At 64.8% G+C, this 15,387-nt stretch carries 13 protein-coding genes and 2 tRNA genes; 9 read left to right on the plus strand and 6 right to left on the minus strand.

What is annotated here, in order from left to right; translation table 11 throughout:
- Positions 1 to 88: 88 nt before the first annotated feature.
- Positions 89 to 667: a superoxide dismutase gene (locus LQ771_RS03935; protein WP_231351075.1), complete on the minus strand. Its 579-nt coding sequence runs from the start codon at positions 665 to 667 to the stop codon at positions 89 to 91.
- A 114-nt stretch (positions 668 to 781) separates the two neighbouring features.
- Here LQ771_RS03935 and grxD point away from each other — a divergent pair, with 114 nt between their 5' ends.
- From grxD to LQ771_RS03970, 7 genes are all read left to right on the plus strand, one after another.
- Entirely contained in the window at positions 782 to 1,108 is a 327-nt protein-coding gene (gene grxD / locus LQ771_RS03940) for a Grx4 family monothiol glutaredoxin (RefSeq protein WP_231351076.1), read from the plus strand.
- Entirely contained in the window at positions 1,105 to 1,872 is a 768-nt protein-coding gene (locus LQ771_RS03945) for an SDR family NAD(P)-dependent oxidoreductase (protein WP_231351077.1), read from the plus strand. Before grxD ends, LQ771_RS03945 begins: the two co-directional genes overlap by 4 nt.
- Positions 1,873 to 1,999: 127 nt before the next feature.
- Entirely contained in the window at positions 2,000 to 2,596 is a 597-nt protein-coding gene (locus LQ771_RS03950) for a YhgN family NAAT transporter (RefSeq protein ID WP_231351848.1), read from the plus strand.
- Between the two features lie 111 nt (positions 2,597 to 2,707).
- Positions 2,708 to 4,426 carry a bifunctional ornithine lipid synthase OlsF gene (gene olsF / locus LQ771_RS03955; RefSeq protein ID WP_231351078.1) on the plus strand — a complete coding sequence of 573 codons (1,719 nt, stop codon included), beginning with the start codon at positions 2,708 to 2,710 and terminating at the stop codon, positions 4,424 to 4,426.
- A 236-nt stretch (positions 4,427 to 4,662) separates the two neighbouring features.
- Complete coding sequence (locus tag LQ771_RS03960; protein WP_231351079.1) at positions 4,663 to 7,950, plus strand: TonB-dependent receptor; 3,288 nt, start codon at positions 4,663 to 4,665, stop codon at positions 7,948 to 7,950.
- Between the two features lie 233 nt (positions 7,951 to 8,183).
- Positions 8,184 to 9,608: a nucleotide 5'-monophosphate nucleosidase PpnN gene (gene ppnN / locus LQ771_RS03965; protein WP_231351080.1), complete on the plus strand. Its 1,425-nt coding sequence runs from the start codon at positions 8,184 to 8,186 to the stop codon at positions 9,606 to 9,608.
- A 39-nt stretch (positions 9,609 to 9,647) separates the two neighbouring features.
- Positions 9,648 to 9,724: transfer RNA gene (locus LQ771_RS03970), tRNA-Asn, on the plus strand.
- A 185-nt stretch (positions 9,725 to 9,909) separates the two neighbouring features.
- On the opposite strand, the gene LQ771_RS03975 is transcribed toward LQ771_RS03970, so the two are convergent.
- Both LQ771_RS03975 and LQ771_RS03980 read right to left on the minus strand, forming a co-directional pair.
- The gene (locus LQ771_RS03975) at positions 9,910 to 10,140 is read right to left on the minus strand and encodes a hypothetical protein (protein WP_231351081.1); all 231 of its coding nucleotides are present in this window, start codon (positions 10,138 to 10,140) and stop codon (positions 9,910 to 9,912) included.
- Positions 10,141 to 10,275: 135 nt separating this feature from the next.
- Positions 10,276 to 10,821 (minus strand): GspH/FimT family pseudopilin, encoded by a 546-nt coding sequence (locus tag LQ771_RS03980; protein ID WP_231351082.1) that lies wholly within the window; start codon positions 10,819 to 10,821, stop codon positions 10,276 to 10,278.
- A gap of 150 nt (positions 10,822 to 10,971) precedes the next feature.
- Between LQ771_RS03980 and uvrB the strand changes: the two genes are divergently transcribed.
- Positions 10,972 to 13,002, plus strand: a complete 2,031-nt coding sequence (gene uvrB / locus LQ771_RS03985; protein WP_231351083.1) for an excinuclease ABC subunit UvrB — start codon at positions 10,972 to 10,974, stop codon at positions 13,000 to 13,002.
- Positions 13,003 to 13,127: 125 nt separating this feature from the next.
- A tRNA-Val gene (locus LQ771_RS03990) sits at positions 13,128 to 13,202 on the plus strand.
- A gap of 381 nt (positions 13,203 to 13,583) precedes the next feature.
- Here the strand turns inward: LQ771_RS03990 and LQ771_RS03995 are convergent.
- The 3 genes from LQ771_RS03995 to LQ771_RS04005 are packed head-to-tail and all read right to left on the minus strand — an operon-like array spanning position 13,584 to position 15,218.
- Positions 13,584 to 13,811: a hypothetical protein gene (locus tag LQ771_RS03995; RefSeq protein WP_231351084.1), complete on the minus strand. Its 228-nt coding sequence runs from the start codon at positions 13,809 to 13,811 to the stop codon at positions 13,584 to 13,586.
- A 49-nt stretch (positions 13,812 to 13,860) separates the two neighbouring features.
- Complete coding sequence (locus tag LQ771_RS04000; protein ID WP_231351085.1) at positions 13,861 to 14,667, minus strand: pPIWI-associating nuclease domain-containing protein; 807 nt, start codon at positions 14,665 to 14,667, stop codon at positions 13,861 to 13,863.
- A complete protein-coding gene (locus tag LQ771_RS04005; protein WP_231351086.1) occupies positions 14,667 to 15,218 on the minus strand; it encodes a hypothetical protein in 552 nt (183 codons plus the stop codon). The genes LQ771_RS04000 and LQ771_RS04005 overlap by 1 nt, the downstream gene beginning before the upstream one ends.
- Between the last annotated feature and the right edge of the window lie 169 nt (positions 15,219 to 15,387).

Genomic DNA, 15,387 nt, shown 5'->3' on the forward strand with positions numbered 1-15,387 from the left:
CCCCCGTCGGCAGGCTGAAACCCGGTCGCCAAGGCAAAGAAAAAGCGGAGCCGAAGCTCCGCTTTTTCTGTCTGGACCCGGGCGCCGGTCAGGCCATGTTGCCGGCGGCGAATTCCCAGTTCACCACGTTCCAGAAGTTTTCCAGATACTTCGGACGGGCGTTGCGGTAGTCGATGTAGTAGGCGTGTTCCCACACGTCGCAGGTGAACAGCGGCTTGTCGCTGCCGGTGATCGGCGTGCCCGCGTTGGAGGTGTTGACGATGCCCAGCGAGCCGTCAGGGCGCTGCACCATCCAGGTCCAGCCCGAGCCGAAGTTGCCCGCGCCCATTTTCGCGAACTCCTCCTTGAACTTGTCGACCGAGCCGAACGCCTTGTTGATCGCGTCGGCCAGCTTGCCGGTCGGCTCGCCGCCGCCGTTGGGCTTCATCGAGTTCCAGTAGAAGGTGTGGTTCCAGGTCTGCGCGGCGTTGTTGAACACGCCGCCGGACGACTTGCGGACGATCTCCTCGAGCGCCATCCCCTCGAACTCGGTGCCGGCGATCAGCTTGTTGAGGTTGGTCACGTACGCGGCGTGGTGCTTGTCGTGATGGAACTCCAGCGTCTCGGCGGAAATGTGCGGCTCCAGTGCGTTCTTTTCGTACGGGAGGGGGGGAAGTTCGATCGCCATGAGGGACTCCTTGGGCTTGTGGCTAAGGGGAAGCCGGGCGGGGCCTGCCGGGCGGCGGGCCGTGCGCCGACTGATACACTTGTGGTCCTGCACGCATTGTAGAACTCCCGAGCTATGGACGTTAACGAGCGAATCAAGGCAGTGCTCGCCGAGCACCCGATGGTTCTTTTCATGAAGGGCACGCCGCAGTTCCCGATGTGCGGGTTTTCCGCCCGCGCCGCGCGGGCGCTGAAGGACTCGGGCGCAAGCTTCCATGCCGTCAACGTACAGGCCGATCCGGAGGTGCGCGCCGCGCTGCCGCATTTCGCCAACTGGCCGACGTTCCCGCAGCTGTTCATCCAGGGCGAGCTGATCGGTGGCTGCGACATCGTCGAGGATCTCAAGTCCTCCGGCGAATTGGCGCGCATGGCCCTCGACGTCAGCGGGGCGGTGCGCGCATGACGCTGCCGACCGTACGCCCGCCGCAGGACATCGCGCCCGCGGCCGAGAGCCTGGCCGGCCGCGTGGTGCTGGTGACCGGCGCCTACGGCGGCCTCGGACGCGCGGTGTCGCTGGCCGCGGCGCGTGCGGGTGCGACCGTGGTGATCACCGGCAAGCGCAAGCGCCAGCTCGAACAGCTCTACGACCTGATCGTTGGCGAGCAATTGCCCGAGCCGGTCATCCATCCGCTGGACATGGAAGCGGCCACGCCGCGCGACTACGAGGCGCTGGCCGACGGGATCGGGCAGAACCTCGGCCGGCTGGACGGCATCGTGCACTGCGCCGCCAGTTTCGGTGGTCTCACTCCGATCGGCATGCACAAGCCGGACGAATGGCTGCGCACGATGCACATCAACGTATCCGCACCGTTCGCCCTGACCCAGGCCTGCCTGTCGCTGCTGGCCAAGTCGCCCGATGCGTCGGTGGTGTTCGTGCTGGACAACCCTGACCTGGTCAACCGCGCGCACTGGGGCGCCTACGGCGTGTCCAAGGCGGCGCTGGAGCGTTTCGTCGAGATCCTGCACCAGGAGACCGACACCACCGCCATCCGCGTGCACGCGCTGCTGCCGGCGCCCATGCGCACGGCGCTGCGGCACCTGGCCTACTTCGGCGAGGATCCGAACACGCAGCCGCTGCCCGATGCCGCGGCCGGGGCCGCGGTGTGGCTGCTCGGTCCACAGGGTGCGGTCGCGCGCGGCGCGATGCTGGACCTGCGCCAACCCTGATCCCGATGCCCCTGTAGGAGCCCGCTTGCGGGCGATGTTTTTGCGCCGCGGTAGAGGGCATCGCCCGCAAGCGGGCTCCTACAATGCTCTCCAGCCTGATAGAAGGAAACGCGCCATGGAAACGCAGATGACCACCCTCTCGGCGGGCATCCTGCTGTTCCTGATCATGGATCCGCTCGGCAACGTGCCGTTCTTCCTGAGCCTGCTCAAGCATGTGCCGCCCAAGCGCCGGCGCGTGGTAATGATCCGCGAGCTGCTGATCGCACTGGGCGTGCTGCTGGGCTTCCTGATCGGTGGCCAGCACATCCTCAAGCTTCTGCAGTTGCGCCAGGAGTCGATCAGCATCGCCGGCGGCATCGTGCTGTTCCTGATCGGCATCCGCATGGTGTTCCCGCCGCCGGAAGGCGGCATCTTCGGCAAGCCGGGCGAGGGCGAACCCTTCATCGTGCCGATGGCGATCCCCGGCGTGGCCGGTCCCTCGGCCATGGCAGCGCTGCTGCTGCTGACCAATACCTCGCCTGGCCGCACCGCCGACTGGGCCACCGCGCTGCTGCTGGCGTGGCTTGCGACATCGGCGATCCTGCTGTCCTCCACCTACCTGTTCCGCTGGTTGGGCGAAAGCGTGCTGACCGCGCTCGAGCGCGTGATGGGCATGCTGCTGATCGCGCTCTCGGTGCAGATGTTCATGGGTGGCGTGGCGGCATTCCTGCACATGCAGGTGTGACGAGCCGCTGGCTGAAACCCGGCCGGCGGGCGCCGCCGGACGCCTCGAGCGTGGTCCCGCTGCTGTCATACTTGTCCGCCAGCATGGACGGTGAAAATCAGGAGGACGGTCATGCTCAGCGTCGAACGTAGCCTCGTTGAACGTATGCCCTGGCTGGCACAGCATCCGCGGCTCCGCCGACCGGTGGCGGGATTGCTTGGGCGCCTGGCGGACGAGGCCGGCTTCAACCGCGTGCTCGACGCGGTAAGCCCGGCAGAGGGTTTCGATTTCGTCGAGCGTGCGCTGGAGCAGCTCGGTGCGAGTTACCACGTCAGCCCGCGCGAGCGCGAGCACATCCCGGTGGACGGGCCCGTACTCGTCGTCGCCAACCACCCGCTGGGCATGGTCGACGCGCTCGGTCTGCTGCACCTGGTCGGCTCGGTGCGCCCGGACGCACGCATCCTGGGGAACGACTGGCTGGCCGGCATCGAGCCGCTGCGGCGACTGCTGTTGCCGGTGGACGTGTTCGGCAAGGGCGCCGCGTCGAAGCTCCGCGGCATCTATCGCGCGCTGGAGCGCGGCGAGGCGCTGATCGTGTTTCCCGCCGGCGAGGTCTCGCGCATGGGCCCCGGCGGCGTGCGCGACGGACGCTGGTCCGACGGTTTCGCGCGACTGGCCAGGCGCAGCGGCGCGCCGGTGCTGCCGGTGCATGTGGCCGCGCGCAACTCGGCGGTGTTCTACGGCCTGTCCATGCTGGCCAAGCCGCTCAGCACGGCCATGCTGCCGCGTGAGGCGGTGGCGCCGATCAAGCGCCGGATCGGCTTCAGCGTAGGTGCGCTGGTGAGCGCCGTAGAGCTGTTCGAGCGCAGCGGTGACTCGCCCGAACGGGCCGCCCGGCTCATGCGCCGGCATGTCTATCGGGTCGGGCGCCGGCGCGGACTGGTCTTTGGCGGCCAGGTGCCGCTGGCCCATCCGGAACCGGCCGAACGGGTGGCCGCCGAACTGCAGGCGCAAGGCGAGAAGCTGGCAGAACTGGGCGACGGCAAGCAGGCGTGGCTGTTCAAGGGAGCGGCCGACAGCGCGGTGCTGCGCGAGATCGGTCGCCTGCGCGAGCTCACCTTCCGCAAGGTGGGCGAGGGCACCAACGCCCGGCGCGACCTGGACGCGTTCGACCCGCACTACGAACACCTGCTGCTGTGGGACCCGGCCGCACTGCGCATCGTCGGTTCCTACCGCTTCGGCCACGGTGGGCGGCTGATCGCCGAGCGCGGCCTGGGCGGGCTCTATACCGCGAGCCTGTTCAACTACTCGCCGGCGCTGGAATCGCGCCTGGCGCAGGGACTGGAACTGGGTCGCAGCTTCATCGCGCCGGCGTACTGGCGCTCGCGCGCCCTGGATCAGCTGTGGCAGGGTATCGGCCTGTACCTGCAGCGCCATCCGGAACTGCGGTACCTGTTCGGCCCGGTGAGCATGTCGGTCAGCCTGCCGCGCGAGGCGCGCGAGTGGATTGCCGCCGCCCACCAGCACTACTTCGGCACCCCGGGCCTGGCCTCCGCGCGGCAACCGTTCGTGATCTCACCCGGCGTGATCGGGCTGGTGCGCCAGGCCCTCGAGGGCCTCGGTGCGCAGGAAGGCCTGGGCAAACTCAAGCACCACCTGGACGCGTTGGGCGTGAGCCTGCCGGTGCTCTACCGCCAGTACGTCGACCTGGTCGAGCCCGAAGGCGTGCAATTCCTGGATTTCGGCGAGGACCCGGGGTTCTCCGGATGCGTCGACGGTCTGGTGATGCTCGACCTCGCCAACCTCAAGCCTGCCAAGCGGGCGCGCTACCTGGGCAAGGCCGGCGGCTGAATCTCCCTCGCGAAAAAAAGGTGATTCGGTCTCGCTCTTGTCATAAACTATCGTTAAGTTTGCTTAACAATTGGTCGGTAGATGGGGCGGTCCCATCGCCGCTGGACGATAGCTGGCGCCAGATAGTTAGGGGAAACACAACACGCGACGCATGCCTGGCCCGAGGCCCGGCATCGGGCGTGCTTTTGTTCCGACATCGAATTTTCCGTTGCAAACCAATACAGGTCGATATAACGATGAACAGTCCAATTCGTGCCAAGGCCCTGCCGTTCGCCATCGCCACCCTGCTGGCGGTCGGTGCGGCGCCTGCGATTGCGCAGAACGTCACCTCCTCGGCGGTTGCCGGACAGGTGGTCGACGCCTCGGGCCAGCCGGTCGCCAACGCCACCGTCACGATCGTCCATGAGCCTTCGGGCACCACCAAGGTGGTGACCACCGACGCCTCCGGCCGCTACACCGCGCAGGGCCTGCGCGTGGGTGGTCCGTTCGACATCACCGCAACCAAGTCCGGCCTGACCCAGGGCGAGCAGGACAACGTCTACCTGCAGCTGGGCCAGACCTCCGCGGTCAACCTGAAGATGGCCGCCGTCGAGGCGCAGAACCTCGGCGCCGTGACCGTCACCGCCTCGGCGCTGATGAACACCTTCACGCCCGACAACAAGGGCCTGTCGACCAACGTCTCGCAGCGCGAGCTGGCGGCCACGCCGCAGGGCAACCGCTCGATCGACGACGTGGCGCGCCTCGATCCTCGCATCACGGTCACCGACATCGGCTCGGGCGCGATCTCCGCGAACGGCCAGAACACCCGTTACAACAACATCAGCGTGGACGGCGTCTCCCAGGGCGACCCGTTCGGCCTGAACGCCAACGGCATGCCCTACCAGGGTTCGCCGATCTCGCCGGACACCATCGCGGAGTACAACATCTCCACCGCCAACTTCGACGTCGTCTCCGACAGCGTCGGCGCGGAGATCAACGCCGTCACCAAGTCGGGCACCAACGACTTCCACGGTTCGGCCTACTACGCCTACCGCAATGCCTCGCACCTGGTCGGTGACGCGGGTTATCTCGACAAGGACGACCCGAACTACGGTTACCACGGCTACGGCGTGGACACGACCAAGGGCCTGACCATCGGCGGTCCCATCATCAAGGACAAGCTGTTCTTCTTCGTTTCGGCCGAGAAGCAGAAGACCACCGCCATCGGCTCCTCGTCCAACGTGGCGTATGACCCGAGCCTGGGCGATGGCCCGTCGTCGGCCTCGGCGGTGTCGCCGGGCGACATCGAGCGCATCAGGGACATTGCCATCAACCAGTACGGCCTCGTTCCGGGTACCGTCGCTGGCGGCAGCACCAATCTGACCGATGACCGCTATCTTGCCAAGCTGGACTGGAACATCACCAACAACCATCGTGCCAGCTTCACTTACCAGCGTACGAAGGAGTCGTACCCCAAGGTCAACGGCAACGGCAACACCACGGTCGGCCTGAGCAGCTACTGGTACACCACCAACAGCCTCACCGAGAACTCGGTGGTCCACCTGTTCGACGACTGGACCGAGAACTTCTCGACCGAGGCCAAGGTCGGCCTGCAGCAGTTCACCCAGGATGCCGGCGGTCCCGTCGACCAGCCGTCCATCCAGGTGCACGCCGATGGCTTCCGCTCGCCTGCGGTGAACCTCGGCGAAGACCAGTATCGCCACTACAACAACATCCAGACCAAGCGCTGGACGGCGTTCCTGGCCGGCACGTATTACGCGGGCGATCACACCATCAAGGGCGGCGTGGCCTTCGAGCAGGACAAGATCTACAACCTGTTCGGCCGCACCGAGTTCGGCAACTACGTCTTCAACAGCATCGAAGACTTCGCGGCGGGCAATTACGACAGCTACGAGCTGTACCAGCCGGCGGGCGACCTGTCGGTGAACGACATCGCCGCGCGCTGGACCTATCGCCAGTACAGCCCGTTCCTGCAGGACACCTGGCAGGTCAATGACAACCTGTCGCTGCAGTACGGCGTGCGCGTGGACATCCCGTACTCCGATCACAAGCCGCCCTATAACGCGGCGGCCACCGAAGCCTTCGGCTATCCGAACAACTACGCGGTGGGCTCGAGCAACCGCGTCGTCGAGCCGCGCCTGTCGTTCAACTACACCTTCGACACCGAACTGATGACCCAGTTGCGCGGTGGCGTGGGCCTGTTCCAGACCAACCCGCCGACCGTCTGGATGACCAACCCGTACCAGAACAATGGCTTGACCATCGTCGACTACAAGTACGGCTATCGCTCCAACTTCGGGTGCACTGCCCGGCCTGCCTTCAGCCCGGATCCCTACAATCAGAACGTGGACGTGAATACGGCCGACACCTGCGCCATTGCCGGCCCGGTCGATACCATCTCCAAGGACTTCCGCCTGCCGACTGTCTGGAAGGCTACCCTGGCGTTCGATCGTGAGCTGCCGTGGTGGGGCATGGTCGCCTCGGCCGAGTACCAGCACATCCAGGTGCGCGACGGCATCCTCTACCAGGCCACCAACCTGGGCACGCCGTCCGGCGTGCTGCCCGATGGTCGCGAGCAGTACTGGACGGTTCCCGGTGCGGGCCCGTATGCCTTCGGCAACCACCCCAACAATGGCGTCAACCCGGCGTTCTCCACGGCGTCGACGCTGCTGACCAACACGCACAAGGGCAAGTCGGACAGCCTGACGCTCGCCCTGAAGAAGCCGTTCTCCGACAGCTTCTTCGGCAACGCCAGCTTCACGCTCAGCCATGCGACCGAGGTCAACCCGGGCGGCAGCTCGCAGGCGTTCTCGAACTACCAGTACACGCCGCGCGTCAACGTCAACACCGACGACGTCGGCACGTCCGCCTACAACATCCCGCGCAGCCTGAAGCTGTCGCTGACCTGGCAGCACCACTTCTTCGGTGACTACAACACCCAGGTGTCGGCGCTGTATGTCGGCCACGACGGCCTGCCTTACAGCTGGGTCTACAGCGGCGATGCCAACGGCGACGGGATCAGCTACTACGACCTGGCCTACATCCCCAAGACCAACGACTCGCTGGTGGGCGGCTATGTCGACTACTACGGCAACCCGGTGAGCGACGCGGTGGTGCAGCAGTTCCAGGACTACATCTCCAGCAACAAGTACCTGGACTCGCATCGCGGCCAGATCGCGGGCCGCAATGGCGATCACCTGCCGTGGACGAACCAGCTCGACATGAGCTTCGTCCAGGAAGTGCCCGGCTTCTTCAAGGGCAACAAGGGTGAGCTGAGGCTGGACGTGTACAACTTCCTCAACCTGCTGAACAAGGATTGGGGCAACGTGCCGTACGTGCAGTACCAGACCCGCAACCTGGCGGGCTATGCCGGCGTCCAGGATGGCAAGTACGTCTACCAGATCGGCGACAAGAACGGCGATTTCGTCGTGCCGACCAAGGTCGGCGTGTATGAGTCCGGCCAGAATCCGACCCGCGTCGTTTCGCGCTGGTCGGCGATGGTGACGCTGCGCTACACGTTCTAAAGGGCTTCGGCCAGGAAGGTCCGATCATGCCGGCGCCCGCGAGGGCGCCGGCATTTTCTTTGGGTTCGGACGCCGCTGGCCCCGAAGCCTCGCTATGCGGAAGCCGATCGCCCACTGGGGATTCCCGCGGAGCACTGCCGCGCTTGACCATGTCTGGCGACCGCGGGAAGCTAGGCGGTCCGCCACGCCACGGCATGATGCCGTGATGCCGTCAGCGGAAGGAGAAGGCAAGAATGAATGACACCCACGCCGGCCGCGCCGGCAGGCCCGCCACCGTCAGTGCACGGATTTCGCCGGCGGGCGGACTGGACATCCTCTCGCGCAACGAAGTCGCCCGCCTGCGCGATGCCAGCGGTTCCGGACTGCACGCCCTGCTGCGCCGCTGCGCGCTGGCCGTGCTTACCTCCGGCAACATCAGCGACGACCCGCGCTCGATGTTCGAGCAGTACCCCGATTTCGACGTGCAGGTGCTGCAGCAGGATCGCGGCATCAAGATCGAGCTCTCGCACGCGCCCGCGCAGGCGTTCGTCGATGGCCAGATCATCCGCGGCATCAACGAGCTTCTGGTCGCGGTGGTGCGCGACATCGTCTACGTGGCCACGCAGCTGGAGCAGGGCGGTTTCGATCTGGACGACACCGTCGGCATTACCCACGCGGTGTTCGAGATCCTGCGCAACGCTCGCATCCTCAAGCCGCACATCGACCCCAACCTGGTCGTCTGCTGGGGCGGTCACTCGATCTCGCGCGACGAGTACGAATACACCAAGTCGGTCGGCTACCAGCTCGGCCTGCGCAGCACGGACATCTGCACCGGTTGCGGCCCGGGCGCCATGAAGGGCCCGATGAAGGGTGCCACCATCGCGCACGCCAAACAGCGTCGGCGCAACAACCGCTACATCGGCATCACCGAGCCGGGCATCATCGCGGCCGAGTCGCCCAATCCGATCGTCAACCAGCTCGTGATCATGCCGGACATCGAGAAGCGCCTGGAGGCGTTCGTCCGCATGGCCCACGGCATCGTGGTGTTCCCCGGCGGCGTGGGCACGGCGGAGGAGATCCTCTACCTGCTCGGCATCCTGTTGCATCCGTCCAACGCCGGTACTCCGTTCCCGCTGATCTTCACCGGGCCCAAGCAGTCGGCCGCGTACTTCGAGCAGATCGACCGATTCCTGAGGCTGAGCCTGGGCGAGGAAGTGGCGCAGCATTACCAGATCATCGTCGACGACCCGGCGGCGGTGGCGCGCGCGATGGTCAAGGGCATCGACAAGGTGCGCAACCATCGGCTGGACACCAAGGACGCGTTTTTCTTCAACTGGGCGCTGGACATCCCCTTCGCCTTCCAGATGCCGTTCCGCCCCACCCACGAGGCGATGCGCGCGCTGGCGCTGCACCGCGGCCGTCCGCGCCACGAACTGGCCGCGGACCTGCGCCGCGCGTTCTCCGGCATCGTCGCCGGCAACGTCAAGGAAGAGGGCGTGCGCGCGATCGAACAGAACGGCCCGTTCGACATCGACGGCGAGCCGGACATCATGCGGGCGCTGGATGCACTGTTGCAGGCCTTCGTCAGCCAGCACCGCATGAAGCTCCCCGGGGGCTCGGCCTACGTGCCCTGCTACCGCGTGCGCGCGGAGGGCACGGAGACGGCTCCGGCCGCTTGACAGCCCACGTGACGCTATTCAAACTACGCAGCTCGCCCCGCCCGAATAGCTCAGCTGGTTAGAGCACTTGACTGTTAATCAGGGGGTCGTTGGTTCGAGTCCAACTTCGGGCGCCATATTTGAAGGCCTTGCAGCGATGCAAGGCCTTTTTCTTTGCGATCGCGTCCGCGTTTCGCGTGCAGCGTGCAGATGCGCGCTGCTGCGCGACCGCCATGCAGGCCGGTCGCGCACAGGTGCGCTCCTGCGATGACCCGGGGCCGTTGCCCCGCCCGAGGTGCGGCGGAGCATACCGGGTGCCGGCTCAGGCGCTCCGGTCGCCGGACGACGAGGACGCCTGTTGCGCCAGCATGGCGAAAAGCCGGTCCGACGGCGATCCCGCGGCGACCATCAGGTCGCCATCCGGACTGCGCACCACGCAGGCCGAGACGCCTGCGCTGTCCAGGTGGCGCTGTGCCGCGGCGAGCAATGGCGCGGCGTCCGGCGGCGGTGTCGGCGGCGACGGGCGGCGGTTCGGCGGTTCTCCGTAAGCCATGGCGCACCTCGCGATGGAAGTCCGCTACGGGTTGTGGCACCCGGCCCGTGAACAACCGGTGTAACCCGGGGGCGGGCTCCAGCCGGTCGTTTTCGACGGCTGCCGCGCCCGTGATGGCGGGAACCTGCCTGCGCGCTACGGGCAGCGCTCGGCGCGCCTGCCCCGCGGCCGGCTCCCGCGCACCCGCCCCGAGTTCGACACCACCACGCCAAGCGGCTCGTCCTCTCCACGCGGGTGGCAGAAGAGCAGGGTGAGGTTGCTCCCGCTGGCGCTGCCATCGGAAAGGAACGTCACATGCCGGCGCGACTCGCTGCTCCGGATCACCAGGCGCGTGTGGCTGTCGCCGACCCGCAGCGGCGCGGCATCGGGCTGGTTGTCGTGATTGCCGTCGACGCCGACCAGCCAGCCACCGTCCCACCGGCTCTCGTCGCTGCAGTGCACGCGGTCGCGGGTCGGGCAGAACAGCACGCGCGTGCGGCGCAGTACCGCCTCGCCGCGCGCATAGCCGAGCGCCTCGATGAAATCCATCTGCGCCGACTGCGCCCGCCCGCGGCGCACCAGTCCGGCCAGCGACGGGCTGGCGATGCCGGCCAGGATGGCCAGGATCGCCACCACCATGACCTGCTCGACCAGCGTGATGCCGCGCGAACGGTGGCGTCCGCTTCCCTGCGTGCCTGCCATGCCATCGCTCCCTGCGAGGAACGGGCATCATCCGCGGCATGCACGACCGCCGGAAGCGGCCTGGGCACCGTCATCCCGTGAGCCTGTGCTGACAGGCCCTGTCAGCAGGGCCGCTTTAAGATCGGCCATCCGCCCGCATATCCGTCAGCCATGACCGACCGATTCCAGCTCGTCTCCCCGTACCAGCCCTCCGGCGACCAGCCGCAGGCCATCGCGAAACTCAGCGAGGGCTTCGAGGCCGGCCTCGCCGCGCAGACGCTGCTGGGCGTCACCGGCTCGGGCAAGACCTACACCATCGCCAACGTGATCCAGCAGGTGCAGCGCCCGACCGTGGTGCTGGCGCCGAACAAGACGCTGGCCGCTCAGCTCTACGGAGAGTTCAAGGAGTTCTTCCCGCACAACGCGGTGGAGTACTTCGTCAGCTACTACGACTACTACCAGCCCGAGGCCTACGTGGTCGCCTCGGACACCTTCATCGAGAAGGACGCCTCGATCAACGACCACATCGAGCAGATGCGCCTGGCCGCAACCAAGGCGCTGCTCTCGCGGCGCGACTCGATCATCGTCGCCACCGTCTCGGCCATCTACGGCCTGGGCGACCCGGAGGACTACCTCTCGCTGCGCCTGATCCTCTCGGTCGGCGAGCACATGGACCAGCGCAAGCTGATCCACCAGCTCACCGAGCTGCAGTACACCCGCAACGAGATGGAACTGCGCCGCGGCACCTACCGCGTGCGCGGCGAGATCATCGACGTGTTCCCGGCCGAATCGGAAACCGAGGCGCTGCGCATCGAACTGTTCGACGGCGACGTGGAAAACCTCTCGCTGTTCGACCCGCTCACCGGAGAGACGCTCCGCAAGATCCCGCGCTTCACCGTCTACCCGCGCACCCACTACGCCAGCACCCGCGAGAGCGTCCTGAACGCCATCGAGACGATCAAGGTCGAGCTCAAGGACCGGCTCGACTATCTCTACAATGAGAACAAGCTGGTCGAGGCGCAGCGGTTGGACCAGCGCACCCGCTTCGACATCGAGATGATGGCCGAGGTCGGCTTCTGCCAGGGCATCGAGAACTACTCGCGCCATCTCACGCGCCGCGGCCCCGGCGAGCCGCCGCCGACCCTGTTCGACTACCTGCCACCCGACGCATTGCTGGTGGTGGACGAATCGCACGTCACCGTCCCGCAGCTCGGCGCCATGTACAAGGGCGACCGCTCGCGCAAGGAGACGCTGGTCGAATTCGGCTTCCGGCTGCCCTCGGCGATGGACAACCGCCCGCTGCGCTTCGAGGAATGGGAGCAGCGCGCGCCGCGCACCATCTACGTCTCGGCGACCCCGCGCGACTACGAGCTGCAGAAGTCCGGCGACGCCGTGGTCGAGCTGGTGGTGCGCCCCACCGGGCTGGTGGATCCCGAGGTCGAGGTCCGCCCGGTGCGCACCCAGGTCGACGACCTGCTCGGCGAGGCGAAGAAGCGCATCGCCATGGGCGACCGCGTGCTGGTCACCACGCTGACCAAGCGCATGGCCGAGAACCTCACCGAATACCTCTCCGAGCACGACGTGAAGGTGCGCTACCTGCACTCGGACATCGAGACAGTCGAGCGCACCGAGATCATTCGCGACCTGCGTCTGGGTGAGTTCGACGTGCTGGTCGGCATCAACCTGCTGCGCGAAGGCCTGGACATGCCCGAGGTCTCGCTGGTGGCGATCCTCGACGCCGACAAGGAAGGCTTCCTGCGCTCTACCGGCTCGCTGATCCAGACCATCGGCCGCGCCGCCCGCAACGTGCGCGGCAAGGCCATCCTCTACGCCGACCAGGTCACCCGCTCCATGCAGGCGGCGATGGACGAGACCAGCCGCCGCCGCGAGAAGCAGATCGCCTACAACGAAGCCAACGGCATCACCCCGCAGACCGTCGTGCGCCGCATCGCCGACATCATGGAAGGCGCCCGCGCCGAACCCGCCACCCGCGGCCGCGGCAAGGCCGCCAAGGGCGTGCGCGGCAAGGCCGTGGCCGAAGGGGCAGGGGAGTACGCCAACCTCACCGCCACCCAGGCCGCCGCCGCCATTCGCAAGCTCGAAGGGCAGATGTACAAGCACGCCCAGAACCTGGAGTTCGAGGAAGCCGCCCGCCTGCGCGACCAGATCCACAAGCTGCGCGAACAGGTCATGCAAAGTTGAGCCCGCCGCTCCAGCTCCCTCTCCCCCGGTAAGGCCGGGGGAGAGGGGGAGGCCTCTGGCTCTCTCATCCCCCGCACGCAAAGCTTGGCATCTCACCCCCACCCTTGCTAAACTTCGCGGCTCTTGGGCGGTTAGCTCAGCGGTAGAGCACTACCTTGACATGGTAGGGGTCACAAGTTCGATCCTTGTACCGCCCACCAAGAGTTGAAACGAAAAGGCCGGCGCATTGCGCCGGCCTTTTTTTCTCGCAGTCGCTCGAGTGCCTAGATAGCCTTTTGCCAACTGCGCATTTGTGGGCACCCTAAATACACGGGCTCAGCAGAACTCTAACGGCCTAGCTGCTAGAAAAGCGGTCATGCCACTTGATGACATTTCCAGAGAATCCGGAAGACCTTACCCGCCAGACAAGTCGGAGGTCTTTCGCTCAGTTCGCGGTCACCTTGACGAAGCCCGTGCGGCGGGTTTTCTGGCTAAGGACTCACACAGCGGGCTTTGGGTGTGTGCGGGTCACAGCTTAGGCTACTTGGCAGAACTGATCGAGAACCGGCAACGGCTTAGTGAAGAGGAGCGGAAGTAGGAAACTACGTCAGTTTTAACGCGTAGTTTTTGCGGACATATTTGTTGATGTATGCATTAAGGCCGTCCCCAAGTTGGGCGAGCCGTTGCATCTCGGCGACGTGATCCGCGCCAGTGCTGGCGTTCGTGTACAAGTACGAACCACCTTTTTCGAAGTGGACAGTAATTGCCCCTTCTCCGATATCATACGCCTGAACGCCAGAATCGCCATTTATGTCTTTGTACAGTGGCATGGAACCTCTCCTTGGTGATTAAGTGCAGCGACTGACTTTGATGAGGAGGTCATCGGACCTCTAGCAGCTCAGAAAGGACGACGCGAACTAGATCCAGTATCCGTAGCACCTCTCTTTTATCTGTAGGGGTATGGGTGGAGACGGAAGACCTTGTATAGACCGATCGAACAAAGGTGCCGATAGCCTCATCAACAGATTTGGTTGCATCTTCCGTGGTCGCGGCTAATGCTCGAGATATTTGTCGATTGCGTAGAATGAAGCGCACCTTTTGCTTCATAGTGGGGCCACGGGTATCCGGTTCATCCTTGTAGCCTGGTACTGCTCTCACTTCGTCGTCAGGCGCGAGTCTATCCAAGGTTTCCCGTAAGGCTTCTCGTAAGTCTGTGGCCGGTCCGCGCCATGAAAGGCGCTCGGGCAGTGCCAGATCTAGTAATGCTTGTTCGTAAGATAGCGCTGCGCTTGGAACAAGAGCCCTCAGGGTGGTAATGATACGAACGTCAACGGGCGTTTTTTCTTGTTGCTCGTTTTGTTGCTGGGCGGTTGATGATATCAGTGTGCTATCGAGCTGGATTAAGTGACCCTTGGCTTCTTTCAAGAGGTCGATATATCCCCGGGCTCTTCCGCGCTTGTGGCACAGCTCCACAAGACGTTGCATTGCAGAATTGACTGCATTGATATGACTTTGGTCGTCAGAATGGTCGATCAAGGTAGGGCGAATGTCAGTGAAATATCGTTCCGCGAGGGAACGGAGAGCAGTTCGCACTTTAGCTGATTGTATTTGCGCTCCGTTGAAGGCGTTCAGCGCTTTTCGTTGCTTCTCGAGGTCCGCTATAAAGCTAGTGACGTGAGCTGACATCAGTCTGTGCCGGCTGGCAGATTGTGCGCGACGAGATTGTAACCAACCGCGTTCAGTTTGTATTCGCCGCGAGCAGGGACGTCAAAATATCCGGCTGCCTTCGCATCAGCAAGAATTTGGTTTATTTTTCCAGGGAGCCTGAATCCCGCTTGCTTAAAATATTTTTCGAGATCGGACGTGTTTATGGTTTCTTTGCGCTCGTTCGCAGGGGCGAGTTCCTGCAAGTAAAAGCCTACTATGCAAGCCATTTGCCGCGCGCTAGATGGTTTTTTTTGCTCTCTGAATGTCCGAATGTCGATTTGACGGCCCGCTGGCTGTGGAGGTGGCGCCGCCGCGGGCGTGGGCACTACGTCTTGACCGGCGTCAGGTGCTTGCCCGGTTCGGGTTGTCATGCCAGGGCTAAACTGCGCTGAAGGAGTGCCAACTTCGGGCAAAGATATCCCTAGCTGCATGCAGGCTGCCGTCAGAGCGGTCTTCCGCGCACTTTCCTCAAGCGGTTCGAGAGCAGTGAGAATCTGATCGATCGCTTGGCCCAAGGTTAGTTGGTTCATTGCCGTCCCTGTTTCTCTGGCGGAAGCCCAAACCTATGTAACAAATCCCGAGGGAAAGTGCACTTCCTTAACTTGGCAGCATTGTTCTAGCCGACAGAAGATGGATCGCACAGGAACGCACAGGAACGGAGTCAGAGTGGGCTGGTCCCGCTCTCTCGGACACCACAAA

The organism is Frateuria soli (assembly GCF_021117385.1).
GTDB classification, from domain to species: Bacteria; Pseudomonadota; Gammaproteobacteria; order Xanthomonadales; family Rhodanobacteraceae; genus Frateuria_A; species Frateuria_A soli.

Bases quoted from the DNA above. Each gene is read 5' to 3' on its own strand.
- LQ771_RS04005 (WP_231351086.1), bottom strand. From the start codon at position 15,218: ATGAACCAACTAACCTTGGGCCAAGCGATCGATCAGATTCTCACTGCT.
- LQ771_RS03975 (WP_231351081.1), bottom strand. From the start codon at position 10,140: ATGGCTTACGGAGAACCGCCGAACCGCCGCCCGTCGCCGCCGACACCG.
- ppnN (WP_231351080.1), top strand. From the start codon at position 8,184: ATGAATGACACCCACGCCGGCCGCGCCGGCAGGCCCGCCACCGTCAGT.
- LQ771_RS03995 (WP_231351084.1), bottom strand. From the start codon at position 13,811: ATGCCACTGTACAAAGACATAAATGGCGATTCTGGCGTTCAGGCGTAT.
- LQ771_RS03935 (WP_231351075.1), bottom strand. From the start codon at position 667: ATGGCGATCGAACTTCCCCCCCTCCCGTACGAAAAGAACGCACTGGAG.
- uvrB (WP_231351083.1), top strand. From the start codon at position 10,972: ATGACCGACCGATTCCAGCTCGTCTCCCCGTACCAGCCCTCCGGCGAC.
- LQ771_RS03945 (WP_231351077.1), top strand. From the start codon at position 1,105: ATGACGCTGCCGACCGTACGCCCGCCGCAGGACATCGCGCCCGCGGCC.
- grxD (WP_231351076.1), top strand. From the start codon at position 782: ATGGACGTTAACGAGCGAATCAAGGCAGTGCTCGCCGAGCACCCGATG.
- LQ771_RS04000 (WP_231351085.1), bottom strand. From the start codon at position 14,667: ATGTCAGCTCACGTCACTAGCTTTATAGCGGACCTCGAGAAGCAACGA.
- olsF (WP_231351078.1), top strand. From the start codon at position 2,708: ATGCTCAGCGTCGAACGTAGCCTCGTTGAACGTATGCCCTGGCTGGCA.
- LQ771_RS03960 (WP_231351079.1), top strand. From the start codon at position 4,663: ATGAACAGTCCAATTCGTGCCAAGGCCCTGCCGTTCGCCATCGCCACC.
- LQ771_RS03950 (WP_231351848.1), top strand. From the start codon at position 2,000: ATGACCACCCTCTCGGCGGGCATCCTGCTGTTCCTGATCATGGATCCG.
- LQ771_RS03980 (WP_231351082.1), bottom strand. From the start codon at position 10,821: ATGGCAGGCACGCAGGGAAGCGGACGCCACCGTTCGCGCGGCATCACG.